Genomic DNA, 23,085 nt, shown 5'->3' on the forward strand with positions numbered 1-23,085 from the left:
CCCCACCCACAACAGGCAAAGCCACGGCAACCGGCAGTCGGGGTCAAACTATTGGCATCGACATTCGGCACACTGTTGAGTTCTCAAACATCGGACGCACACCCACCCACCACCCCGAAGAGCAGCAGCCAAGGAGGCAACCTTCTGCATGTCACAACCAGCTCGCTACCGACAGCATTCCGTGACCTGGGTCACAGGCTGATGTCGGGAGTGGACCGATCCTACCCTCGGAGGACTCGACCCTCCCTCGCGGGGCTGGTCTCCGTCCCCGTCCGGGCGACAACGAGAACGTTACGCGGACCCGACGGGAGGGTCAAATCCGCTCCGCCCCTGCGGCGGAAGTCGCTGGTGGACAACGACTTCCGCCGCGAGGTGAGCAGTCAGTCATCGAGCGTCACGGAGGCGAGGGCACGGCGCCCGCGGCGCAGCACCGCGTAGCGGCCGTGCAGCAGCGGGAAGTCCGCCAGGCGCGCGTCCTCGGCCTCGACCTTGACGTTGGAGACGTACGCGCCGCCCTCCTTGACCGTCCGCCGCGCGGCGGAGCGGCTCGGGGCCAGGCCGGCGGCCACGAACAGGTCGACGACCTCCACGTCCGGGGAGCCGGCACGCGCCGACGGCAGCTCGGCGAGGGAGTCGCGCAGGGTGCGCTCGTCCAGGGCCCCGAGCTCGGAGCGGCCGAAGAGCGCCTGCGAGGCTCCCTCCACGGCGCGGGCGGCGTCCGCGCCGTGCACGAGCGCCGTCACGTCGTGGGCCAGCGCCCGCTGCGCCGCGCGCGCCGCGGGGGCCTGCGCCGCCTGGCGGGCCAGCTCCTCGGTCTCCTCCCGGCCGCGGAAGCCGAAGGCGCGCAGGTAGCCGGCCACCGAGGCGTCCTCGGCGTTGAGCCAGAACTGGTAGAAGGCGTACGGGGACGTCATGTCCGGGTCCAGCCAGACGGCACCGGACTCCGTCTTGCCGAACTTGGTCCCGTCCGCCTTCGTCAGCAGCGGCGTGGCCAGCGCGTGCACGTGGGCGCCCTCGACGCGGCGGACCAGCTCGCAGCCGGCGGTGATGTTGCCCCACTGGTCGCTGCCGCCCAGCTGCAGGGTGCAGCCGTGGCGCCGGTGCAGCTCCAGGTAGTCGTTGCTCTGCAGCAGGACGTAGCTGAACTCCGTGTAGCTGATGCCGGAGGACGCCAGCCGGGTCGCGACCGCCTCCCGGTCGAGCATCCGGTTGACGCTGAAGTGCTTGCCCAGGTCCCGCAGGAACTCGATGGCACCCAGCTGCCGCGTCCAGTCGAGGTTGTCCACCACCGTCGCGGCGGCCGGGCCCTCGAAGTCGAGGAACGGCGTGATCTGCGCCTGCAGCCGCCCCACCCAGCCGGCGACCGTCTCCGGGTCGTTCATGGTCCGCTCCGCGGTCGGGCGCGGGTCGCCGATGAGCCCGGTGGCCCCGCCGACGAGGATCAGCGGCCGGTGCCCGGCCTGCTGGAGCCGGCGGGCGGTGAGGACCTGGACGAGGTGCCCCACGTGCAGGCTCGGCGCCGTCGGGTCGAAGCCGACGTAGTAGGTCAGCGGTCCCGACGCGAGCGCCTCCCGCAGCGCGGCCTCGTCGGTGGACTGCGCCACCAGGCCGCGCCACCGCAGTTCGTCCCACACGTCGCTCACGACTCGACCACTCCCGACCTCTGCCCCCGGCCGCTGCCGGGTGGGCGCCGCTCGCCCGCCGGACAGCCTGCCCGATCAGGCGCGGCGCGGGCGACGCGGTATCGCCGCCCGGTACGCCGAGACGGTCGGCTCGCCGTCGGCCCAGCAGCGCCAGGGGGTCGGTGCGCCCGCACCGGCCACCCCCACGCGCGGCCCCCAGCGCACCGCCTCCTCCGGGACGGAGGCCCCCGCCCAGACGCCCAGCGCGCCGCCGGAGCACACGTCCACGCCGTTCTGCTCCCGGGAGAGGCCGAGGGTCTGCGCCAGGCGTGCGGGGCCGCGGGCCAGGTCCACGTCCGTGCGGGCGGCGACCCGGCGGGCGCGGGCCGGCTCCAGACCGTCCACGACCTCACCGGCGCGCAGCAGGACGGCCGAGGCCTCCCCCACCGGCCCGGTGACGAGGTTCACGCACCAGTGCATCCCGTAGCTGAAGTACACGTAGGCGTGCCCGGCCTCGCCGAACATCACCTCCGTGCGCGGGGTGCGGCCCCGGAAGGCGTGGGAGCCGGGGTCCTGCTCCCCCGCGTACGCCTCCACCTCCGTCAGCCGCACGGCGACCTCCCCGCCGGGCGTGCGGTGCCGCACGACGCAGCCGAGGAGGTCGCGGGCCACGTCGAGCACCTGCCGCGCGAAGAACTCCCGCGGCAGGCGCCCGCCGGCGCCCGGGCTCACGCGTCCAGCCACGCCCGGTGCGAGGCCAGGGCCGCGCGCGCCGTCTCCAGCTGCTCCGCCACCCGTGCCGGGGCGGTGCCCCCCGCCCCGTCGCGCGAGGCCAGGGAGCCGGAGGTGCTCAGCACGGTGCGCACCTGCGGCGTCAGGTGCGGCGAGACGCCGGCGAGGTCGGCGTCGGTCAGGTCCCACAGCTCCACGCCGCGACCCTCCGCGGCGGTGCGCTCCTCGCAGCGGCGCACGCAGGCGCCCGCGACGGCGTGGGCGTCGCGGAAGGGGACGCCCTGGCGGACCAGCCACTCCGCGACGTCCGTGGCGAGGGCGAAGCCCTGCGGCGCGAGCTCGGCCATGCGCCCGGTGTTGAAGGTCAGCGTGCCCACCATGCCCGCCACGGCCGGGAGCAGGACCTCCAGGGTGTCGACCGCGTCGAAGACGGGTTCCTTGTCCTCCTGCAGGTCCCGGTTGTACGCCAGGGGCAGGCCCTTGAGGGTGGCCAGCAGGCCGGTGAGGTCCCCGATGAGCCGCCCGGCCTTGCCGCGGGCCAGCTCGGCGACGTCCGGGTTCTTCTTCTGCGGCATGATGCTCGACCCCGTCGACCAGGCGTCGTGCAGCGCGACGAAGGAGAACTCCTTCGTCGCCCACAGGACGACCTCCTCGGAGATCCGGGACAGGTCCACCCCGATCATCGCGGCGACGAAGGCGAACTCCGCGGCCACGTCCCGCGAGGCCGTGCCGTCGATGGAGTTCTCCACGCTGCGCCCGAAACCCAGCTCCGCCGCGACCAGGGCGGGGTCCAGCCCGAGGGAGGAGCCCGCCAGGGCGCCGGAGCCGTACGGGGACACCGCGGCGCGCGCGTCCCAGTCCCGGAGCCGCTCCACGTCCCGCAGCAGCGGCCAGGCGTGGGCCAGCAGGGAGTGCGCCAGCAGCACCGGCTGCGCGTGCTGCAGGTGCGTGCGCCCCGGCATCGCCGCACCCGGGTGCGCCGCGGCCTGGTCCACGAGGGCGTGCACGACGTCGAGCACCAGCGCGGCGATCGTGCGGGCGTGCTCGCGCAGGTACATCCGCAGCAGCGTGGCGATCTGGTCGTTGCGGCTGCGCCCGGCGCGCAGGCGGCCCCCCACGTCCGGCCCGAGCCGCTCCACCAGGCCGCGCTCCAGCGCGGAGTGGACGTCCTCGTCGTCGGGTGCGGCGGTGAACGCGCCGGAGGCGACGTCGGCGTCGAGGGCGTCGATCCCGGCCAGGAGCGCCTCCAGCAGCGCGTCGTCCAGCAGCCCGGCCCGGTGCAGCACGCGGGCGTGGGCGCGGGAGCCGGCCAGGTCGTAGCGGGCCAGGCGCCAGTCGAAGTGCGTGGACCTCGACAGCGCCGCCATGGCCTCGGCCGGGCCGGTGGCGAACCGCGCGCCCCACAGCCCCTTCTCGCCCCCCTGGGGGGTGCCGGTCTCAGCCGCGGGCTCGGTCACGGAGGGCTCCTTCGTCGAGGGGGTGCTGGTGGTGGAGCGGGTGGTTCAGGGCTGTCCGGGCGGCTCGGCCACCTCGCGCCGGGCCAGGGCCAGGAACCGGGCGGCGACCTCGTCCCCGCCGTCGGGTGTGCGGGTGATGACGAGGACGGTGTCGTCACCGGCGATGGTGCCGAGCAGGGCGGGCATGGTGGAGTGGTCGATCGCGGAGGCGAGGAACTGCGCGGCCCCCGGCGGGGTGCGCAGGACGACGAGGTTCGCCGAGGCCTCCGCCGTCACCAGCAGCTCCTCGCACCAGCGCGCCAGCCGGGCGTCGAGGACCTCCTGCGTCAGGCCCGGCTGGGGGGTCCGGTCCCCGCCCTCGGAGGGCAGCGCGTACACCAGGCCCCCCTCGCCGTCGCGGACCTTCACCGCGCCCAGCTCGACGAGGTCGCGCGAGAGCGTCGCCTGGGTCACGGCCACGCCGTCGGCGGCGAGGTGGGCGGCGAGCTCGGTCTGCGAGCGCACCGGGCGCCGCCGCAGGACCTCGGAGATCCGGGCGTGCCGGGACGCCTTGGTGCCCGGGGAGCCCTGCCCCGGGTGCTGGGCCCCCGGCCTCGCCACCTGGTCGGTCATCGCGCCCCGGCGCTGCGGGCCAGCAGCCACACGAGCAGGGCCTTCTGCGCGTGCAGCCGGTTCTCCGCCTCGTCCCACACCGCCGAGCGGGGCCCGTCCAGCACCGAGGCGGCGATCTCCTTGCCGCGGTAGGCGGGCAGGCAGTGCAGGACCACGACGTCGGCGGCGGCGCGCGCCACCGCGGCCTCGTCCAGGGCGTACGGCGCCAGCGCGGCGGTGCGCACCGGGTCCTCCTCCTGACCCATGGAGACCCAGGTGTCGGTGGCCAGCACGTCGGCGCCCTCGGCGGCGGCCACCGGGTCGTCCGTGACGGTCACCGAGCCGCCCGTGGCCTGCGCCACGCGCCGGGCCCGGGCGATGACCGCCTCGTCGGGGAACGCCCCCGCCGGCGCACCGATCCGCACGTGCACGCCCGCCACCGCGCCACCGAGGGCGTAGGAGTGCGCCATGTTGTTCGCGCCGTCGCCGAGGTAGGTGAGCGTGGCCCCGGCGAGGGAACCGCGGCGCTCCCGCACCGTCAGCAGGTCCGCGAGGATCTGGCAGGGGTGGTACAGGTCGGTCAGGGCGTTCACCACGGGCACGCGGGAGACCGCGGCCATCCGCTCCAGGCGTTCCTGGGCGAAGGTGCGCCACACGATCGCCGCGACCTGCCGCTCCAGGACCCGGGCGGTGTCCTCCTCGGTCTCCCCGCGGCCGAGCTGGGAGCCGGCGGACTCCAGCACCAGCGGGAAACCGCCCAGCTCGGCGATGCCGGTGCTGAAGGAGACCCGGGTGCGGGTGGAGGGCTTGTCGAAGAGGACCGCCACCGCCCGCGGGCCCTCCAGGGGCCGCTCGGCGAAGCGGTCCGCCTTGAGGCTCAGCGCGAGGTCGAGGACCTCCCGCTGCTCGGCGGGGCTCAGGTCGTCGTCGGCGAGGAAGTGGCGGGTCACGCGGGGGCTCCGTCCTGGGTGGCGAGGGCAGCGTCCAGCACGCCCGGCAGGGCGGCGAGGAACTCCTCGGCCTGGGTCGCGGTGAGGATCAGCGGCGGCGCGAGCCGGACCGCGTCCGGGCGCACCGCGTTGACGACGAAACCGGCGTCCAGGGCCGCGGCGACGACCTGCGCGGCCAGCGGCTGGGACAGCCCGACGGCCAGCAGCAGCCCCACGCCGCGCACCTGCCCGACGAGCGGGTGCCGCAGGGCGTCGATCCCCTCGCGCAGCCGGGCACCGACGGCCCGGGCGTTGGCGAGCAGGCCGTCGCGCTCGACCGCGTGCAGGGTGGCCAGGGCCGCGGCACAGGCGACGGGGTTGCCGCCGAAGGTGGAACCGTGCTGCCCGGCGCCCAGCAGGGCCGCCGCGCGGGGGCCGAGTGCGACGACCGCGCCGATCGGGATGCCGCCGCCGAGGCCCTTGGCGAGGGTCACGACGTCGGGCTGCACGTCCGGCCCGCCGAGGCCGGGGACCTGGTGCGCGAACCACTCCCCGCACCGGCCCACGCCGGTCTGCACCTCGTCGAGGACGAGCAGGGCGTCGTGCTCGCGGGTGATCCGGCGGGCGGCGGCCAGGTACCCCGCGGGGGCGGGCCGCACCCCGCCCTCGCCCTGCACCGGTTCCAGGAACACCGCGGCGGTGCGGCCGTCGACGGCGGCCTCGAGCGCGGCCGCGTCCCCGAACGGCACGTGCACCACGCCGCCGGGCAGCGGCTCGAACGGGGCCCGGTAATCGGGTTTGTGGGTCAGCGCGAGGGCGCCCATCGTCCGGCCGTGGAACCCGTCGACGGCGGCCACGACCCGGGTGCGGCCGGTGCGGCGGGTCATCTTGAACGCCGCCTCGTTGGCCTCGGCGCCGGAGTTGCACAGGAACACCCGCGAGCCGGCGGGGGCGCCGGCCAGCGCGAGCAGCCGCTCGGCGAGCGCGACCTGCGGGGCGGTGGCGAAGAAGTTCGAGACGTGCCCGAGGGTGGCCAGCTGCGCGGTGACCGCGGAGACGAGCAGCGGGTGCGCGTGGCCGAGGACGTTCGTCGCGATGCCGGCGAGCAGGTCGAGGTAGCGCCTGCCGTCGGCGTCCCAGACGTGGCAGCCCTCCCCGCGCACGAGGACGCGCTGCGGGCGGCCGTAGGTGCTCATGACGGCGCCGGAGTAGCGCTCCAGCCACGCCTCGGCGCTGCCCTCGGTCACGGGCAGCGCATCGGAGGCCTGCACGCGCACGTGACCGCCGGGCAGCTCGACCGTCGTCTCCTGCGCGGTCCCCCCGGTGGTCCCCTCGGCGCTCACGAGGGCACCACCATCGTGCCGACGCCGGTGGAGGTGAAGACCTCCAGCAGCACCGCGTGCGCGAGCCGGCCGTCGATGACGGTGGCTCGGGGGACCCCGCCGCGCACCGCCCGCAGGCACGCCTCCATCTTCGGGACCATCCCGGACTGCAGGGCGGGCAGCATGCCCTCCAGCGCGTCGGCGGTGATCTCCCGCACGAGGGAGGCGCGGTCCGGCCAGTCGGAGTAGAGGCCGGCCACGTCGGTCATGACGACGAACTTCTGCGCGCCCAGGGCCACGGCGATCGCGGAGGCGGCGGTGTCGGCGTTGACGTTGAGCACCTGCCCGTCGCCGTCGGCCTGCGGGGCGATGGTGGAGATGACGGGGATGCGCCCGGCGTCGAGCAGGTCGACGACGGCGCTGGGGTCCACGTGCACGACGTCGCCGACGAGGCCCACGTCGACCGGTTCGCCGTCGACGAGCGCGGAGCGGCGCTCCGCGCGCAGCAGCCCGGCGTCCTCCCCGGACAGGCCCACGGCGAGGGGGCCGTGGGAGTTGACGAGGTTGACGAGCTCGCGGCCGACCTGGCCGGTGAGCACCATCCGGACGACCTCCATGGCCTCCGGGGTGGTGACGCGCAGCCCGCCGCGGAACTCGCTGGCGATGCCCAGCCTGTCGAGCATGGCGGAGATCTGCGGGCCGCCGCCGTGCACGACGACGGGGCGCAGGCCGGCCGTGCGCAGGAACACGACGTCCTCGGCGAAGGCGCGCTTGAGGTCCTCGTCGACCATGGCGTTGCCGCCGTACTTCACGACGACGATCGCGCCGCGCCAGCGCTGCAGCCAGGGCAGGGCCTCGACCAGCACCTGCGCCTTGGCGGCGGCCTCCGCGGCGGTGGCCGCGTCCTGCTCGGCGCTGGTGCCGGTCGTGGTGACGGCACCGTCCACGAGGTCGGCCACGGGGCCGGTCGAGGGGTCGGCCGCGGAGTGGGTCACGGGGTCGGTCACCGTGTCGCTCACGGGTGCTCCGCTCATGTCGAGTACGCGCTGTTCTCGTGGACGTAGGCGTGGGTGAGGTCGTTCGTCCACACCGTGGCCGAGGCCTGCCCGGCGTGCAGGTCGATGCGCACGTGCACGTCGCGGGGGGTGAGGTCGACCGCGGCGGGGTCCTCACCCGGGGCGCCGGCGACGCACACCGCGACACCGTTGAGGGTGACGTCGAGGGCGAAGGGGTCGAACTCGGCGGAGGTGGTGCCCACCGCGGCCAGGACGCGGCCCCAGTTGGGGTCCCTGCCGAACACCGCGGTCTTGAAGAGGGCGTTGCGGGCCACGGAGCGGGCGACCTCGACGGCGTCCTCCTCGCTGGCGGCTCCCAGCACCTCCACCGCGATGTCGTGCTCGGCGCCCTCGGCGTCGGCGACGAGCTTGCGCGCGAGGTCCGCGCAGACGGCCTGCACCGCCTCGGCGAGGTCCGCGGGGTCGGGGCGGGTGCCGCTCGCACCGGAGGCGAGGAGCACGACGGTGTCGTTGGTGGACATGCAGCCGTCGGAGTCGACGCGGTCGAAGGTGGTGCGGGTCGCGGCGCGCAGGGTGGCGTCCAGCTCGGCGGGCTCGGCGACGGCGTCGGTGGTCAGGACGACGAGCATGGTGGCCAGGCCGGGGGCGAGCATGCCCGCGCCCTTGGCCATGCCGCCGACGGTGAAACCGTCCCCGCGGGCGAGCGCCTGCTTGGGGACCGTGTCCGTGGTCATGATGGCGGTGGCGGCGTCGGGGCCGCCGTCCGCCGACAGCGCGGTGTGTGCGGCGCGGACCCCGGCGAGCAGTTTCTCCCGGTCGGGCAGGACGCCGATGAGGCCGGTGGAGCAGACGACCACATCGGCTGCGCCGCACCCGGTCAGCTCCCCGACCAGCTCGGCGGTGGCGTGGGTGGTCTGGAAACCCTCCGGGCCGGTGAAGCAGTTCGCGCCGCCGGAGTTCAGCACCACGGCGCGGACGTGGCCGTCGGCGCTGGCGCGCTCGCTCCACAGCACCGGGTGCGCCTTGCACCGGTTGGAGGTGTAGACGGCCGCGGCGGCGTCGGAGGGCCCCTCGTTGACGACGAGGGCGATGTCGGGCTTCCCGCTGGCCTTCAGCCCCGCGGTGGCAGCGCCGGCCCGGAAACCGGCGGGGGCGGTGACGCTCACGGCGCCACCCCCGCCGCGCTCAGGCCCGTGGTCTCCCCCAGGTCCAGGGCGATGTTCACGCTCTGCACGGCGCCTCCCGCGGTGCCCTTGGTGAGGTTGTCGACGGCCGCCACGACGACGACGCGCCCGGCGCGGGCGTCGACGGCCACCTGGAGCTGGACGGCGTTGGAGCCGAGGACGGCGCCGGTGCTGGGCCAGCGCCCCTCGGGCAGGACGTGCACGAAGGCCTCGCCGGCGTAGGCGTCCACCCAGGCGGCGCGCACGGCGGCGGGGTCGGCGCCGGGGGCGAGCCGGGCGGTGCAGGTGGCGAGGATGCCGCGGGGCATGGGCGCCAGGGTGGGGGTGAAGGAGACCCGCACCGGCGCGCCGGCGGCCCGGCCGAGGTTCTGCTCGATCTCCGGGGTGTGCCGGTGCACGCCGCCGACGCCGTAGGGGGACATCGAGCCCATGACCTCCGCGCCGAGCAGGTGCGCCTTGAGGCCCTTGCCGGCGCCGGAGGTGCCGGAGGCGGCGACGACCACGACGTCGTCGTGCTGCAGCAGGCCGGCGGCGAAGCCGGGTGCCAGGGCCAGGCTCACGGCGGTGGGGTAGCAGCCGGGCACGGCGATGCGCCGCGCGCCCTTGAGGGCCTCGCGCTGGGCGGCACCGCCGGCGGAGCGCAGCTCGGGCAGCCCGTACGGCCAGGTGCCGGCGTGGGCGCCGCCGTAGAACTCCGCCCAGGCGGAGGCGTCGGCGAGCCGGTGGTCCGCGCCGCAGTCCACGACCACGACGTCGTCGCCGAGCGCGGCGGCGATCCCGGCGGACGCCCCGTGCGGCAGGGCGAGGAAGACGACGTCGTGGCCGGCGAGCACCTCCGGCGTCGTGGGCTGCAGGACGCGGCCGGCGAGGGCGGGCAGGTGCGGCTGGTGCTCGCCGAGGGTGCTGCCGGCGCTGCTCGCGGCGGTCAGCGCGCCCACCTCGAAGCGGGGGTGCTGCAGCAGCAGGCGCAGCAGCTCGCCGCCGGCGTAGCCGCTGGCGCCGGCGACCGCCGCGCGCAGGGGGGCCGTTGCGTCCGGAATCATGCGCATGACCATACACCTCAGCGGGTGGATATCCAGCGGAGTTCGCGAGCGCTCAGCCGAGCGGGTCCCCCGGCCCGTACGGGCGCACCAGCAGGCGCCGCGCCCCCTCCGCCAGCCCGGCCGCGGCGGCCGCCCGCAGCGCCGCCGGCTCGTCCACGCCCGCCCGCAGGAACCCGCCCGAGAAGGCGTCCAGCTCCCCCCGCGCGATCGCCAGCAGCAGCCCCGCCACCGCCTCGGGTGGGGTCCACTCCACCCGCCCCGCGTGCTGCGACATGCCGGTGCTCATGGCGGTGGGCACCACCCCCGGCGACATCTCGAAGGAGCGCAGCCCGCGCCCGTACCCGGCCAGGTGCACGCCCCCGGCGATGCGGAACAACCCCGCCTTGCCCGTGCAGTGCCCCGTGTGGACCTCCCGGTCCTGCGCACCCGCCCCGGAGGACAGGTCCACCACCCGGCCACCGCCCCGGCGCAGCATCCCCGGCACCACCGCCTGCACCAGCAGGAAGGAGGCGCGCAGGGTCGTGGACACCACGTGCCACCACTCCTCCGGGTCCGCCTCCCACACGGGCACCTCGGAGCGCTCGATGACGCCCGCGTTGTTCACGAGCAGGTCCACACCGCCCAGGCCCGCCTCCACGGCGGCCACGGCGGCGGCGACCTGCGCGGCGTCGGTGACGTCGGCCACCGCCACCACCGCGCGGCCGCCGGCCTCCTGCACCGCGGCCCGGGTCACCTCCAGCCGCCCGGCGTCGCGGCCGACGAGCCCCACCGCCACGCCCGCCCCCGCCAGCGCGAGCGACAGGATGCGCCCGATCCCCCCCGACGCGCCCGTCACCAGGGCGGTGCGCGCCGGGGGTGGCACCACGGCGGGAACGGCCCCGCCGGGCGCCTCAGGCACGCTGCACGGCCCCGGTGCGGCCGGCCGCCTCGGCGACGGCGGCCTCCCGCGCGGCGCCGGCCTCCTCCGCCGTGAGCGTGCGGTCCGGCGCCCGGAAGCGCAGGGCGAACGCCAGCGAGCGCCGGCCCTCGCCGACCTGGTCGCCCGTGTAGACGTCGAAGAGCCGGACGTCCTCCAGCAGCTCGCCTCCCCCGGCGCGCAGCGCGGCCTCCACCTCCGCCGCCGGGACACCCGCGTCCACCACGAGGGAGACGTCCTGCAGCGCCGGCGGGAACGCCGGGACGGCCGGGGCGGCCACGGACGCCGGGGCGGCCGCGACGAGCGCGTCGAGGTCCAGCTCCACCGCACAGGTGCGCGCCGGCAGCTCCAGGGCGGCCACGACGCGCGGGTGCAGCTCCCCCGCGAAGCCCAGCTCCCGCCCGTCGGCGGTGCCGATGCGCGCGCAGCGGCCCGGGTGCCACGGCGCCACGCCGGCCGCCGAGACCACCACCTCCAGGCCCACCGCGGCGGCGGCCGTGCGGGCCAGCTCCACCGCGTCGGCCCACGTCGCGGGCTCCGGCGTGCGGACCCAGCCCTCCGGACCCCAGCCCGGGCCGCGGCGGGCACCGGCCAGCAGGGCCCCGAGGTGCCGGGGCTGGGCGGGCACCGCCGCCTCCAGCGCCGCCAGCTCCTCCTCCCCGGGTCGCTCCGCCACCCCGGGCAGGGGGGCCCGCGGGCGCTCCGGCCCGGGCAGCGTCACCGCCCCCACCTCGAACAGCACCACGTCCCGCGCGCCCCGGCTCACGTTGCGGCGCAGCACCTCCACGAGGGAGTCCAGCACGCTGGTGCGCATCAGCGGCTGCTCCTCCGACAGCGGGTTCACCAGCCGCAGCGCGCTGCGGCGCGCGTCGTCCGCCGGCAGGCCCAGCGCGTCGTGCACCGCGGGAGCCACGAACGGGTACGACAGGACCTCCACACCGCCGGCGTCGGCCAGCGCCCTCGCCACCGAGCGGCGGGCCCGCTGGGCGCGGGTCAGGCCGCCGCCGGTGCGGGCCGCCGGCAGCACCGAGGGGATCGCGTCGTAGCCGCGCAGCCGCGCGACCTCCTCGACCAGGTCCACCGGCTGGCGCAGGTCCGGGCGCCACGACGGGGGCCGCACCACCACCACGCCCTCCCCCGTGTCGTCCCAGGAGCAGCCGATCTCGGTGAGCTCGCCCACCACGTCGAAGGCGGAGTACGCCACCCCCACGAGCTTGGTGGGCAGGTCCAGCGGCAGCTCCACCGCCGGGAGGGGGACGCGCTCGTCGACGTCCACGCCGCCGCTGACCGCCGTGGCGCCGCCGTGTTCCACGAGCAGGCGCACCGCGAGCTCCGCCGCGGCCGGGGGGAGCTCGGGGTCCACGCCGCGCTCGAAGCGGCGCGCCGCCTCCGAGGACAGCTTGTGCCGGCGCGCGGTGCGGGCCACGGACACCGGGTCGAAGTGGGCGGCCTCCACCACGAGGTCGGTGGTGGTGCCGGCGACCTCGCTGTCCGCGCCGCCCATGACCCCGGCCAGGCCGAGCACCCGGGAGGTGCCGTCGGCGCCCTCGTCGGTGATGAGCAGGTCCTCGGCGTCCAGGGCGCGCTCCACCCCGTCGAGGGTGCGCAGCCGCTCCCCGGCCCGGGCCCGGCGCACCACGACCTCCCCGCGCACCGCGGAGCGGTCGTAGGCGTGCAGCGGCTGGCCGGTGGCGAGCATGACGTAGTTCGTCACGTCCACCGCCAGCGACACCGGCCGCATCCCCGCCTGCTTCAGGCGGCGCTGCAACCACGCCGGGCTCACCGCGGCGGGGTCCAGCCCCCGCACGAGGCGGGTGACGAAGCGGTCGCAGCCGGCCCGCCCGCGCAGCGGCGCCTCGTCGGCCAGGCGCACCGCGGGGCCCTCGCCGGGCTCGGCGGGCTCGCGGACCTCCACCGCCGCCGGGTCGCGCAGGGCCCCGGCCACGGGCCGGGAGGTGGCGTGCGCGTACTCCCGGGCGATGCCGCGGATGCTGAAGCAGTACCCGCGGTCGGGGGTGACGTTGACCTCGACGGTCTCCTCGGCCAGGCCGAGCAGCGCCACCGCGTCCGTCCCGGGGGCGGGCACCTCACCGCCGAGGAACCGCTCGAGCACGATGATCCCGGCGTGGTCCTCGCCGAGGCCGAGCTCCTTCGCCGAGCAGATCATCCCGTCGGAGACGTGCCCGTACGTCCTGCGGGCGCTGATCGGGAAGGGGCCGGGCAGCTCGGCGCCGGGCAGCGCCACGACGACCGTGTCGCCCGCGGCGAAGTTGTGCGCCCCGCACACGATGCCGCGCCCGCCCTCGGCGCCGTCGCCGACGTCGACGTGGCACCAGTTGATCGTCTTGCCGTTCTTCTGCGGCTCGGGCGTGACGTCCAGGACGCGGCCGACGACGACGGGGCCGCTGACCCCGGAGCGGTGGACGGCCTCCTCCTCCAGCCCCACGCGGACCAGGGCGGCGGCCACCTCCTCCGCCCCGTGGCCCTCGACGAGGTCGACGTACTCCGCCAGCCAGGGCAGCGGAACCCGCATCAGCGCTCTCCTCCAGCGGTCAGGTCCTCGAATCCGAAGGCGCGGCTGAACCGCACGTCGCCCTCGACCATGTGGCGCATGTCCGTGATGCTGTCGCGGAACATCAGGGTCCGCTCGATGCCCATGCCGAACGCGAAACCGCTGTAGCGCGCGGGGTCGACCCCGCAGGCGCGCAGCACGTTCGGGTTGACCATGCCGCAGCCGCCCCACTCGATCCAGCCGGCCCCGCCGCGCTTGGCGGGGAACCAGACGTCCACCTCCGCCGACGGCTCGGTGAAGGGGAAGTAGGACGGGCGGAACCGGACGCGCGCGACGGGGCCGAACAGGGCCCGGGCCAGGTGCTCCAGGGTGCCCTTCAGGTGCGCCATCGTCAGGCCCTCGTCCACCGCGATGCCCTCCACCTGGTGGAACACCGGCGTGTGCGTGGCGTCCAGCTCGTCGGTGCGGAACACCCGGCCGGGGCAGGCGACGTACAGCGGCACGCCCCGCTCCAGCAGCGAGCGCGCCTGCACGGGGGAGGTGTGCGTGCGCAGCACCAGGCCGGAGTCCTCCCCGCCCTGCGCGTCGGCGACGAAGAAGGTGTCCTGCATCTGCCGCGCCGGGTGGTCGGCGTCGAAGTTCAGGGCGTCGAAGTTGAACCACTCCGCCTCGACCTCGGGACCCTCGGCGACCTCCCAGCCCAGGGCGGTGAAGACGTCGCAGATGCGCTCGGACAGCGTGGACAGCGGGTGGCGGGCACCGCGCTCGCCCCGCCGCGGGGGCAGCGTGACGTCCACGGCCTCCTCGCGCAGCACCCGCTCGTCGCGCTCGGCCTCCAGCACGCCCGTGCGCGCCTCCAGCGCGGCGCGCACGCGGGCGCGGGCGGCGCCGACGCGCCTGCCGGCCTCCGCCTTCTGCGGGCCGGGCAGCGCGCCGATCGCCCGGTTGGCCAGGGCCAGGGGGCTGCGGTCCTCACCGTGCTGGAGCCGGACGCGCTTGAGGTCGTCGAGGTCGGCCGCGGCCGCCACGTCGGCGAGCGCCGCGGCCACGGCGGCCTCGACCGCCTCGTCGGACAGCGGGTCGGGCACGGCGGGCTGGTCGGGGCTGGGCGCTGGCATGCGGCGGCTTCCTCGCAGGACGGGCACGGCGGTGCGCGGCCCCGGGAGGAACCGCCCCGGAAGTCTCCCAGACGCGCCCCCGTCCCCGCCCGGGAGATCCGCGCCGGGGGACCTCCGCGGGCCTCAGCGGCCGCGGGCGGTGCCGACGGGCGCCGCGGGCGGCTCCCCGGCCGGCAGGACCACCCGGAAGCGGGCGCCACCGGCCGGGGAGCGGTCCACCTCCACGCGCCCGGAGTGGGCCTCCACGAGACCCCGCACGACGTACAGCCCCAGGCCGGTGCCGCTGCGCTGCCCGCCGCGCCAGAACTTGGAGAACACGTAGGGGCGGTTCTCCTCGCTGATGCCCTCCCCCTCGTCGTCCACGGTGAGGACGACCCAGCCGGCGCCGCCCTGACCGGTGCTCTCGCCCGGGCCGGCCGGTTCCGCCCGCACGTCCAGCTGCACGCGCCCGGCGCCGTGGCGCACCGCGTTCTCCACGAGGTTGGCCAGGACCTGGTCGAGGCGGTCCGGGTCGGCCCACACCTCCGGCAGGTCCGGGGCGGCGCTCACCCGGAAGCGGTCGTCGTCGTAGCCGGCGGTGACGAGGCGGTCGACGTGCCGGGAGACGGCGGCCACGACGTCGACGGGGATGCGGTGCACCTGCAGCCGGCCGGTGTCGACGCGGGAGACGTCGAGGAGCTCGGTGATGAGCCGGGTGACGCGGTCCGCGTCGGCCTCGACGGTGGTGAGCATGAGCCGCTTCTGCTCGTCGCTGAAGCGCTCCCACCGGCGCAGGAGGGCGGAGGTGAACTGCTTCACCGACGTCAGCGGCGAGCGCAGCTCGTGGGCGACGGTGGCGATGAGGCTGGCGGCGTCGGACTCCGCGCGCTGGCGGGCCTCCGTCCCGCGCAGCTGCACGACCACGCGCTCGACCGGGCCGCCGCGGTCCGAGCGCACGTAGCGGGCGGTCACCAGCAGCTCGGAGCCGCCCGGCAGCAGGAGCAGCCGCTCGCGGTGCCCGGTGCGGGTGGTCAGGCCCGCCCACGGGTCGGTGGCGTCCCACCAGCGGCGCCCGGAGGTGTCCTGCAGGGGCAGCGCCTCGCGCACGTCGGTGCCCACGAGGGTCGCGCGCTCGCGGCGCAGCAGCACCTCCGCGGCGCGGTTGACGGTGGTGATGACCGCGCGGTCGTCGATGACGACGACGCCGTCGGGCAGGTCGTCGGCGTCGAGCAGCGGGATGCCACCGGCCCCGTCCGGGGCCGCGGCGGGGGTCGCAGCCGGGTTCCCGGCCGGGAGCTCGGCCGGGTCCGCGGGCAGGTCCGCGGGCGGGGACCCGGCCGGGGACGGGGCGGCCGGGACGGTCGGCTCCGGGGTGCGCGTTCGCTCGGCCACGGGCCGCAGGCTAGCCGCCGTCGGCCGCGGCGCGCGCGCGCCGGCGCTGGGCGCGGGCGCTGGCGTAGAGGCAGACGGTCGCGGCGGTGGCGAGGTTGAGGCTCTCCGCCCGCCCGTGGACGGGCACCCGCACGACCGCGTCGGCGGCGTGGCGCTGCGCCGCGGACAGCCCGTGCGCCTCGTTGCCGAAGACCCACGCGGTCGGCCGGCGCAGGTCCGGCACCCCCTCGGGCACGGCACCGGAGGCGGCGGCGTCGAGGAGGTCGTCGAGGTCGTGCTCGCCGTCCCCGGAGGCGGCGAGCACGAGGGCGCCCGCGCGGCGCAGGGCGGCCAGGGCGTCCTCGAGCGGCACGCCCGAGACGACCGGGAGGTGGAAGAGGCTGCCGGCGGTGGAGCGCACGCACTTGGGGTTGTGCACGTCGACGCTGTCGGCGGTGAGCACGACGGCCCCGGCGCCGGCGGCGTCGGCGGCGCGCAGGACGGTGCCGGCGTTGCCGGGGTCGCGGACCTCGCTGAGGACGGCCACGAGCCGCGGGCGCCGCTCCAGGGCGGCGCCGAGCGGCATCGTGACCAGCGAGCAGACCGCCACGAGCCCCTGGGGGGTCACGGTCTCGGCCATGGCGGCGAGGACCTCGTCGCTGACGGTGCGCACGCCCACCCCCGCGCCGTGGGCCGCGGCGAGGATGCCGGGGTGCCGCTCGGCACCGGCGGCGGTGGCGTACAGCTCGTGCAGGCCCCCGGCGCGGCCGGCGGCGACGGCCTCGGCGTGGGCGGCGACCGCCTCCCGCACCGCCTGCGGGCCCTCCACGAGGAAGCGGCCCGTGCGCTGGCGCACGGAGCGCCCGGCCAGCGCCCGCACCGACCGCACCCGCTCGGCGCGGGGGTTGGTCAGCGGGGCGCCGTCCGGGCGCTGCGGCCCCTGGTGGGGGCGGTCCGTCGTGCTCAGGCCGCGGAGCCGGCCGCGGCCGCGGGGGCCGCCGGCAGGGCGGCGCGGGCCGCGGCGACGAGGGCGGCGAAGGCGGGCGCGTCGTTGACCGCGAGCTCGGCGAGCATGCGGCGGTCGACCTCGATGCCCGCGGCCTTCAGGCCCTGGATGAAGCGGTTGTACGTCATGCCCTCGGCGCGGGCCGCGGCGTTGATGCGCTGGATCCACAGCTGCCGGAAGTCGCCCTTGCGCGCCTTGCGGTCACGGTAGGCGTAGACGAGGGAGTGGGTGACCTGCTCCTTCGCCTTGCGGTACAGCCGCGAGCGCTGCCCGCGGTAGCCGCTGGCCTGCTCGAGGACGACGCGGCGCTTCTTCTGGGCGTTGACCGCCCGCTTCACGCGTGCCACTGGTGTTGCTCCTTGCTGTCTCGGCGCGGCGGTGGGCCGCTGTGGGTCTGGACGGGGCTGCGCTCAGCTCAGCGGGCGAGCATCTTCTTGATCTTCTTCGCGTCCGCGGGCGAGGCGACGGCGTCCATGCTCAGACGGCGGGTGCGGGTGGTCGGCTTGTGCTCGAGCAGGTGCCGCTTGCCGGCGCGCTCGCGCAGCACCTTGCCGCTGCCGCTGATGCGGAAGCGCTTCTTGGCGCCGCTGTGCGTCTTCATCTTGGGCACGGTGCTCTCCTGTGGATCTCGAGGTGCAGCTGCTGACGCCCGCCGCGCCTGCTGGCACGGCGGGTGGGGAGGCGCCGACCCGGGGGTCAGGCGCTGGTGGTCTCCTCCGCGACGGCGACGGGCGCCTCCGCCTCGGTGCCGTCCTGGGGCGCGGCGGCGTCCTCCGGCGCGGTGGTCGCCCGGGCGGCGTCCTCCTTGCGCTTCTTGGTCTCCGCCTTGGCCTCGGCCTTCTTCTTGTGCGGGCCGATGACCATGACCATGTTGCGGCCGTCCTGGCGCGGGGTGCTCTCCACGCTGCCGAGCTCGGCCACGTCCTCCGCGAGGCGCTGGAGCAGGCGGAAGCCCATCTCCGGACGCGACTGCTCGCGGCCACGGAACATGATCATGACCTTGACCTTGTCCCCCGCCGAGAGGAAACGCTCGACGTGCCCCTTCTTCGTGGCATAGTCGTGCGGGTCGATCTTCAGGCGGAAGCGGATCTCCTTGAGGATCGTGTTCGCCTGGTTCTTGCGGGCTTCGCGGGCCTTCATGTCGGACTCGTACTTGTACTTGCCGAAGTCCATGAGCTTGCAGACCGGCGGGCGGGCCTGCGGGGCCACCTCGACGAGGTCGAGGTCCGCCTCCTGCGCCAGCCGCAGCGCGTCCTCGACGCGCACGATCCCGACCTGCTCCCCGTTGGGGCCCACGAGCCGCACCTCGGGAACACGGATGCGGTCGTTGATGCGGGGCTCGCTGATGTGCTGCTCCTCACTCGCCGTCGTGGTCCGCCGGACACGGGAAAGGCCCCCGTGCTCGGACGCGCACGGAGGCCTGCCTGATCCGGCGGCGCCAGGGTACGGCGACGCCAACTCCCCTGGGGGAGGGACCGGGACCCGGGGACGTGCACCGTCACCGGGTGGGAGGAGGCCTCCGCTTCGCGTTCCGGCCGCTGCCCGCGCCGCGCGGTGTGCGCGTGCCGCTGACGGTGGCCGGTCGGTCACCTGACAGGGTAGCAGCATGCAGCACGACAGCTCCCCCGCGGCCACCACCGGCGGCGCCGCCGCCGCCCCGACCGGACCGGACGAGACCGCCGGTGCGGCCGCCCGTGACATCGCCGAGGTCCCCTCCGCCGAGATCATCACCACCGCCGCCGTGCACCTGATGAGCGCCGCCGCCGTCAAGTGCGGCCTCGCCGACGACGAGCAGGACGGCGGCCACCTCGACCTCGCCGAGGCGCGCATCCTCATCAACGCCCTCGCCGGGCTCGTCACCGCCGCCGCCCCCGACGTCGGCGGTCAGCACGCCCGCGCCCTGCGCGACGGGCTGCGCACCCTGCAGCTGGCGTTCCGGGAGGCCTCGGTCCACCCCGACGCCCCCGGCAAGGGCCCCGGCGAGCGGCTCACCGGCAGCGTCGTCTGATCCCCGCTCAGGCGGCGGTGAGCAGGCCGCCGGCCTGCACCAGCGGCAGGGCGAGCGTCCGGTAGCCGACCTCGCCGAACAGCACGGTGACCTTGTCCCCCTCGTAGCTCATGACCTGCCCCTCCCCCCACCGGGCGTGCCGCACGGTGCTGCCCACGGCGAAGGGCCGGCCGGTGGAGGCCTGTGCCATCTCCTCCGCCGAGCCGGCCCGGCAGGTGTCGCAGTCGCCGCACACCCCGGGCAGCTCCTCGCCGAAGTAGCCCAGCAGGAACTGCCGCCGGCAGCCGGTGGTCTCGGCGTAGCCGCGCACCATCTCGATGCGGGACTGCTCCACCCGCTGGTGCTGCTCGGCCAGCTCCACGGCCTGCTGCGCAGCCCGGGCGGGCTTGGGCGCGCCGGGCGGCGCGAGCAGCTCCCCCTCCGGTGTCTGCGCCACCGCCTCGGCCTGCTCGAGGAGGTTGACGAGGTTGCCCAGCCGGGTCTGGGACAGGCCGGTCTCCTCCTTCAGCTCCGGGAGCGCGACCGGCTCGTCGTGCCGGCGCACGATGCCGGCCAGCTGCGCCAGGGAGTCCTCGTCGGGCACGCCCGCGGCGAAGAACCTGCGCAGCCCCAGGTCCTCGGGCCGGTAGGCGAGGAACGCGTGCGCGGGCCGCCCGTCGCGGCCGGCACGGCCGATCTCCTGGTAGTAGCTGTCCAGGGAGTCCGCGACGTGCGCGTGCACGACGGCCCGCACGTCCGATTTGTCGATGCCCATGCCGAAGGCGTTGGTGGCCACGACGGCGTCGAGGGTGCCGTCGAGGAACTCGTGGTGGACGCGGTCGCGGTCCTTGCGGGAGCGGCCCGCGTGGTAGTGGTCGCACGCGCGGCCGGCGTCGGTGAGCGCGGCGGCGTACTCCTCGGCGTCGCGGCGGCGGGCGACGTAGACGATGACCGGCCCGTCCACGGCCGCGGCACGCTCCACGACGACGTCGCGCTGCTCGTCGGCGCCGACGCAGCGCCTCACCTCCAGGGAGATGTTCGGCCGGTCGAAGCCCTCGACGAGCACGAGCGGGTCCCGCATCCGCAGGTGCCCGGTGATGTCCTCGCGCACCTGCGGGCTGGCCGTGGCCGTCAGGGCGAGCACCTGCGGGCGCCCGATCCGCTCCACCGCGCCGGCCAGGCGCAGGTAGTCGGGGCGGAAGTCGTGGCCCCAGGAGGAGACGCAGTGCGCCTCGTCGACGACGAGCATCGCCGGGCGCAACGCCGCCAGCTCCTCGACGACCTCGTCGCGGGCCAGCTGCTCGGGGGCGAGGAAGACGAAGCGGACGTCGCCCGCCCGCAGGGCCTCCTGCGCCTCCTGCCACGCGGAGGCGCCGACGTGGGAGTTCAGCAGCACGGCCCCGCCGCGGGCGGCCTCGTCGCCGATCGAGTCGACCTGGTCGCGCTGCAGGGCGATGAGCGGGGACACCACCACCACCGGCCCGTCCCGCAGCAGGGAGGGCACCTGGTAGATCGCCGACTTGCCCGACCCCGTGGGCATGACCACGAGCGCGTCGCGGCCCTCCAGCACCGCGAGCATCGCCTCCAGCTGCCCGGGGCGCAGCTCCTCGAAACCGAAGGCCTGCCGGGCGGTGGCCTGGAGCCGGGCGGCGCGCGTGCGCTCGTTCCTCCTCGTCACGGGCAGCCCCTACCCCGCCCCGGCCCCGGTAACCCCGCAGCCACCCGTTCAGCGGGCGGCGACGACCCGCAGCTCCACCGAGGTCGCGCGCCGGGCGACGACCTCGCTGGCGGCGAGCAGTTCCCCCGCGCGGCGCGTCAGCGCGGCCAGGGACGCGCGGTCCAGCCCGGGGGCGAGGGCGAGGGTGAGGCGCAGCTCCGCGTCCTCGCCCGCGGCCGCCTCCACCCCGCGCACGGCGGGCAGGGCGGCCAGCGCCTCGCGGGCCGCGACGGCCACCTCGGGGTCGAACGGGGCCGGCACCCAGGGCCGCTGCTGCGCCAGGGCCTCCAGCGCGGGGCGCGGCACGACGAACGGCACCGGCCCGGCGGGGTCGAGCACGGCCGCCTCGCAGCCCTCCTGCACGCCGGACAGGGCCGCGCGGGCGGTCTCGACCGGCACGGGGCGGGCGTCCGCGCGCCAGGCGGGCAGGCGGTCCAGCGCGGTGAACAGGGGCAGGGCGCGGCGCCCGTCCGGCCGGGTGAGCAGCGCCAGGGCCATGTCGGCGCTCTTGTCCCCGGCCGGCCCGGCGGCCACGACCTCCACCTCGCCGAGGACCGCGACGACGGGCGCGAAGAGCCGGGCCCCGGCGAGGGCGGCGACCACGTCGGCGGCGGCGCGCAGCCGGGCGGCGGGGTCGTGGGCGGCGGGGTCGCGGGCGCCGGCCCAGCGGGCGAGGGCCTCCTCCAGCGACGCCGGCGCGGAGCCGTCGTCCCCCGCGAAGGGGTTGGGCAGCAGCGTGCGCCCCGCCCACGGCACCCCCGCGGAGTCGGCGGCCGGGCGCGCCGGGTCCCCGCTCACGAGGGCAGCAGGGCTTCCACCTCGACCTCGACGAGCATCCGCTCGTCGATCAGCCCGCTCACGAGCAGCATGCTCGCGGCCGGGCGCGCCGCGCCGAGGCGCTCGCCGTGGGCGCGGCCCACCGCGTCGCAGTGCTCCCGGCCCACGACGAACATGCGGGTGCGCACCGCGTGGTCGAGGCCGGTGCCCGCCTCCCGCAGGGCCGCCTCGGCGACGTCGAGCGCCACCAGCATCTGCCGGTAGGCGTCGCCGGGCGCCTGCACCTCCCCCTCCAGGGTCGCGGTGCAGCCGGAGACGAGGACGCGGGCCGCCCCCGCCGGGACGACGACGGCGCGGGAGTAGCCGATGACGTCCTCGTAGGGGCTGGCCGAGGAGATCCGCCGCACCCCCGCGGCCCCGCCGCTCACGGGCGGCCGGCGACGTCGAGCGCCTCGGGCAGGGTGAAGGCCCCCGCGTACAGGGCCTTGCCGACGATGGCGCCCTCCACCCCGGTCGGGACGAGGGCGCGCAGCGCGCGCAGGTCCTCCAGGCTGGAGATGCCGCCGCTGGCCACGACGGGGCGGTCGGTGCGGGCGCACACCTCGCGCAGCAGGTCCGTGTTCGGCCCGCGCAGGGTGCCGTCCTTGGTGACGTCGGTGACGACGTAGCGGGCGCAGCCGTCGGCGTCGAGGCGCGCGAGGACGTCGAACAGCTCCCCGCCCTCCTGCGTCCAGCCGCGCGCGGCGAGCGTCGTGCCGCGCACGTCGAGGCCCACGGCGATGCGGTCGCCGTGCTCGGCGATGACGCGGCGGGTCCACTCCGGGTCCTCCAGGGCGGCGGTGCCGAGGTTCACCCGGCGGCAGCCCGTGGCCAGGGCCGCGGCGAGGGAGGCGTCGTCGCGGATGCCACCGGAGAGCTCCACGGCGATGTCGAGGCGGCCGACGACCTGTGCCAGCAGCTCCCGGTTGGAGCCGCGGCCGAAGGCGGCGTCGAGGTCGACCAGGTGCACCCACTCGGCACCGGCCTCCTGCCAGGCGAGGGCGGCGGCCAGCGGCTCGCCGTAGGAGGTCTCGCTGCCGGCCTCGCCCTGCACGAGGCGCACGGCCTGGCCGTCCGCGACGTCCACGGCGGGGAGGAGTTCGAGTCGGTCGCTGGGTGCGGGGGTGGGTGCGCTCACGGCCCGACAGCCTAGGGCCGGGCGGGGACGGCCCCGGACGGCCCGGGCGGGCTCAGGTGCGGGGCACGGCCGACTTGGCGCGGCAGCACTCCTGCACGAAACCCATCGGCTGTCCCTCGGCGAGCAGCGCGGCGACGAGGTCGCGCACCTCGTGCGCCCGCCGCCAGCCCACGACGTCGACGGTGAGCTCGCCGCCGGCCCGCACGTCACGGCGCGCCGTGACCGTCCACGGCCGGCGCAGCGCCACCCGGGCCACGATCCCGGCGAGGAGGAGCACGACCACGACGACGACGTCGACCAGCAGGAGCAGCAGGGGGATGAGCACCCACCACGCCACCGCGGCGACGAGGAGGAACCCGATGAGCAGCAGGAACAGGATCGCGGCCTCGTCGGCCAGGTTGCTCCACCAGCCCCCGCCGCCACCGCCCCCGCCGCCGCTCCCGCCGACGTGCGAGGCGCCCTCCGCGACCGAGCCGACGTCCGGGGCGTCCGCTCCGTCGCGGCCGCGCCGCCAGCCGCCGATGCGCCGCGACAGCGCGCGCCAGCGCGGCTCCCAGCGCACCCGCACCGTCCACGTCCCGCCCCGCGGGTCGCGCACCTGCACCGAGCGCACCCGCGCCCCCTCCTCC

Annotated in this window: 23 protein-coding genes; 1 reads left to right on the plus strand and 22 read right to left on the minus strand. The window is 76.6% G+C overall.

The features are described from left to right. Positions 1 to 380 precede the first annotated feature (380 nt). The 17 genes from tyrS to infC all read right to left on the minus strand — a co-directional run bounded on the left by tyrS (position 381) and on the right by infC (position 18,145). Entirely contained in the window at positions 381 to 1,643 is a 1,263-nt protein-coding gene (gene tyrS / locus ACYQBY_RS08835; RefSeq protein ID WP_459643486.1) for a tyrosine--tRNA ligase, read from the minus strand. 75 nt (positions 1,644 to 1,718) lie between these two features. Then, on the minus strand, positions 1,719 to 2,354 hold the full coding sequence (locus ACYQBY_RS08840; protein WP_459643487.1) for a DNA-3-methyladenine glycosylase: 636 nt from the start codon (positions 2,352 to 2,354) through the stop codon (positions 1,719 to 1,721). Beyond that, entirely contained in the window at positions 2,351 to 3,811 is a 1,461-nt protein-coding gene (gene argH / locus ACYQBY_RS08845; RefSeq protein ID WP_459643488.1) for an argininosuccinate lyase, read from the minus strand. The genes ACYQBY_RS08840 and argH overlap by 4 nt, the downstream gene beginning before the upstream one ends. A gap of 45 nt (positions 3,812 to 3,856) precedes the next feature. Continuing rightward, on the minus strand, positions 3,857 to 4,423 hold the full coding sequence (locus ACYQBY_RS08850; protein ID WP_459643489.1) for an arginine repressor: 567 nt from the start codon (positions 4,421 to 4,423) through the stop codon (positions 3,857 to 3,859). Further along, on the minus strand, positions 4,420 to 5,352 hold the full coding sequence (gene argF, locus ACYQBY_RS08855) for an ornithine carbamoyltransferase (protein ID WP_459643490.1): 933 nt from the start codon (positions 5,350 to 5,352) through the stop codon (positions 4,420 to 4,422). Before argF ends, ACYQBY_RS08850 begins: the two co-directional genes overlap by 4 nt. Next, positions 5,349 to 6,608 carry an acetylornithine transaminase gene (locus ACYQBY_RS08860; protein ID WP_459643853.1) on the minus strand — a complete coding sequence of 420 codons (1,260 nt, stop codon included), beginning with the start codon at positions 6,606 to 6,608 and terminating at the stop codon, positions 5,349 to 5,351. The genes argF and ACYQBY_RS08860 overlap by 4 nt, the downstream gene beginning before the upstream one ends. 62 nt (positions 6,609 to 6,670) lie before the next feature. After that, positions 6,671 to 7,519, minus strand: coding sequence for an acetylglutamate kinase (gene argB / locus ACYQBY_RS08865; RefSeq protein WP_459643854.1), 849 nt, complete (start codon positions 7,517 to 7,519; stop codon positions 6,671 to 6,673). Positions 7,520 to 7,683: 164 nt separating this feature from the next. Continuing rightward, positions 7,684 to 8,835, minus strand: a complete 1,152-nt coding sequence (argJ, locus tag ACYQBY_RS08870; protein ID WP_459643491.1) for a bifunctional glutamate N-acetyltransferase/amino-acid acetyltransferase ArgJ — start codon at positions 8,833 to 8,835, stop codon at positions 7,684 to 7,686. Further along, positions 8,832 to 9,896 (minus strand): N-acetyl-gamma-glutamyl-phosphate reductase, encoded by a 1,065-nt coding sequence (gene argC, locus ACYQBY_RS08875; protein ID WP_459643492.1) that lies wholly within the window; start codon positions 9,894 to 9,896, stop codon positions 8,832 to 8,834. Before argC ends, argJ begins: the two co-directional genes overlap by 4 nt. 52 nt (positions 9,897 to 9,948) lie before the next feature. Continuing rightward, the gene (locus ACYQBY_RS08880) at positions 9,949 to 10,794 is read right to left on the minus strand and encodes an SDR family oxidoreductase (protein ID WP_459643493.1); all 846 of its coding nucleotides are present in this window, start codon (positions 10,792 to 10,794) and stop codon (positions 9,949 to 9,951) included. After that, positions 10,787 to 13,345: a phenylalanine--tRNA ligase subunit beta gene (pheT, locus tag ACYQBY_RS08885; protein ID WP_459643494.1), complete on the minus strand. Its 2,559-nt coding sequence runs from the start codon at positions 13,343 to 13,345 to the stop codon at positions 10,787 to 10,789. Before pheT ends, ACYQBY_RS08880 begins: the two co-directional genes overlap by 8 nt. Next, positions 13,345 to 14,442 carry a phenylalanine--tRNA ligase subunit alpha gene (gene pheS / locus ACYQBY_RS08890; protein WP_459643495.1) on the minus strand — a complete coding sequence of 366 codons (1,098 nt, stop codon included), beginning with the start codon at positions 14,440 to 14,442 and terminating at the stop codon, positions 13,345 to 13,347. The genes pheT and pheS overlap by 1 nt, the downstream gene beginning before the upstream one ends. Positions 14,443 to 14,565: 123 nt before the next feature. Then, positions 14,566 to 15,813 carry a sensor histidine kinase gene (locus tag ACYQBY_RS08895; protein ID WP_459643496.1) on the minus strand — a complete coding sequence of 416 codons (1,248 nt, stop codon included), beginning with the start codon at positions 15,811 to 15,813 and terminating at the stop codon, positions 14,566 to 14,568. Positions 15,814 to 15,823: 10 nt separating this feature from the next. Then, entirely contained in the window at positions 15,824 to 16,672 is an 849-nt protein-coding gene (locus ACYQBY_RS08900; protein WP_459643497.1) for a TrmH family RNA methyltransferase, read from the minus strand. Positions 16,673 to 16,755: 83 nt separating this feature from the next. Then, the gene (gene rplT, locus ACYQBY_RS08905) at positions 16,756 to 17,145 is read right to left on the minus strand and encodes a 50S ribosomal protein L20 (RefSeq protein ID WP_459643498.1); all 390 of its coding nucleotides are present in this window, start codon (positions 17,143 to 17,145) and stop codon (positions 16,756 to 16,758) included. A gap of 68 nt (positions 17,146 to 17,213) precedes the next feature. Then, complete coding sequence (rpmI, locus tag ACYQBY_RS08910; RefSeq protein WP_459643499.1) at positions 17,214 to 17,408, minus strand: 50S ribosomal protein L35; 195 nt, start codon at positions 17,406 to 17,408, stop codon at positions 17,214 to 17,216. Positions 17,409 to 17,494: 86 nt separating this feature from the next. Then, the gene (gene infC, locus ACYQBY_RS08915) at positions 17,495 to 18,145 is read right to left on the minus strand and encodes a translation initiation factor IF-3 (RefSeq protein ID WP_459643855.1); all 651 of its coding nucleotides are present in this window, start codon (positions 18,143 to 18,145) and stop codon (positions 17,495 to 17,497) included. A gap of 259 nt (positions 18,146 to 18,404) precedes the next feature. Between infC and ACYQBY_RS08920 the strand changes: the two genes are divergently transcribed. Continuing rightward, positions 18,405 to 18,806: a DUF1844 domain-containing protein gene (locus ACYQBY_RS08920; RefSeq protein ID WP_459643500.1), complete on the plus strand. Its 402-nt coding sequence runs from the start codon at positions 18,405 to 18,407 to the stop codon at positions 18,804 to 18,806. Positions 18,807 to 18,813: 7 nt separating this feature from the next. Here the strand turns inward: ACYQBY_RS08920 and ACYQBY_RS08925 are convergent, their stop codons facing one another. The 5 genes from ACYQBY_RS08925 to ACYQBY_RS08945 are packed head-to-tail and all read right to left on the minus strand — an operon-like array spanning position 18,814 to position 23,069. After that, a complete protein-coding gene (locus tag ACYQBY_RS08925; RefSeq protein ID WP_459643501.1) occupies positions 18,814 to 20,463 on the minus strand; it encodes a RecQ family ATP-dependent DNA helicase in 1,650 nt (549 codons plus the stop codon). A 48-nt stretch (positions 20,464 to 20,511) separates the two neighbouring features. After that, positions 20,512 to 21,300 carry an SseB family protein gene (locus ACYQBY_RS08930; RefSeq protein WP_459643502.1) on the minus strand — a complete coding sequence of 263 codons (789 nt, stop codon included), beginning with the start codon at positions 21,298 to 21,300 and terminating at the stop codon, positions 20,512 to 20,514. After that, complete coding sequence (locus tag ACYQBY_RS08935; protein ID WP_459643503.1) at positions 21,297 to 21,707, minus strand: RidA family protein; 411 nt, start codon at positions 21,705 to 21,707, stop codon at positions 21,297 to 21,299. Before ACYQBY_RS08935 ends, ACYQBY_RS08930 begins: the two co-directional genes overlap by 4 nt. Beyond that, entirely contained in the window at positions 21,704 to 22,456 is a 753-nt protein-coding gene (gene priA, locus ACYQBY_RS08940) for a bifunctional 1-(5-phosphoribosyl)-5-((5-phosphoribosylamino)methylideneamino)imidazole-4-carboxamide isomerase/phosphoribosylanthranilate isomerase PriA (protein ID WP_459643504.1), read from the minus strand. The genes ACYQBY_RS08935 and priA overlap by 4 nt, the downstream gene beginning before the upstream one ends. Before the next feature lie 52 nt (positions 22,457 to 22,508). After that, complete coding sequence (locus tag ACYQBY_RS08945; protein WP_459643505.1) at positions 22,509 to 23,069, minus strand: hypothetical protein; 561 nt, start codon at positions 23,067 to 23,069, stop codon at positions 22,509 to 22,511. Between the last annotated feature and the right edge of the window lie 16 nt (positions 23,070 to 23,085).

This window comes from Kineococcus anabasis, from assembly GCF_054590795.1.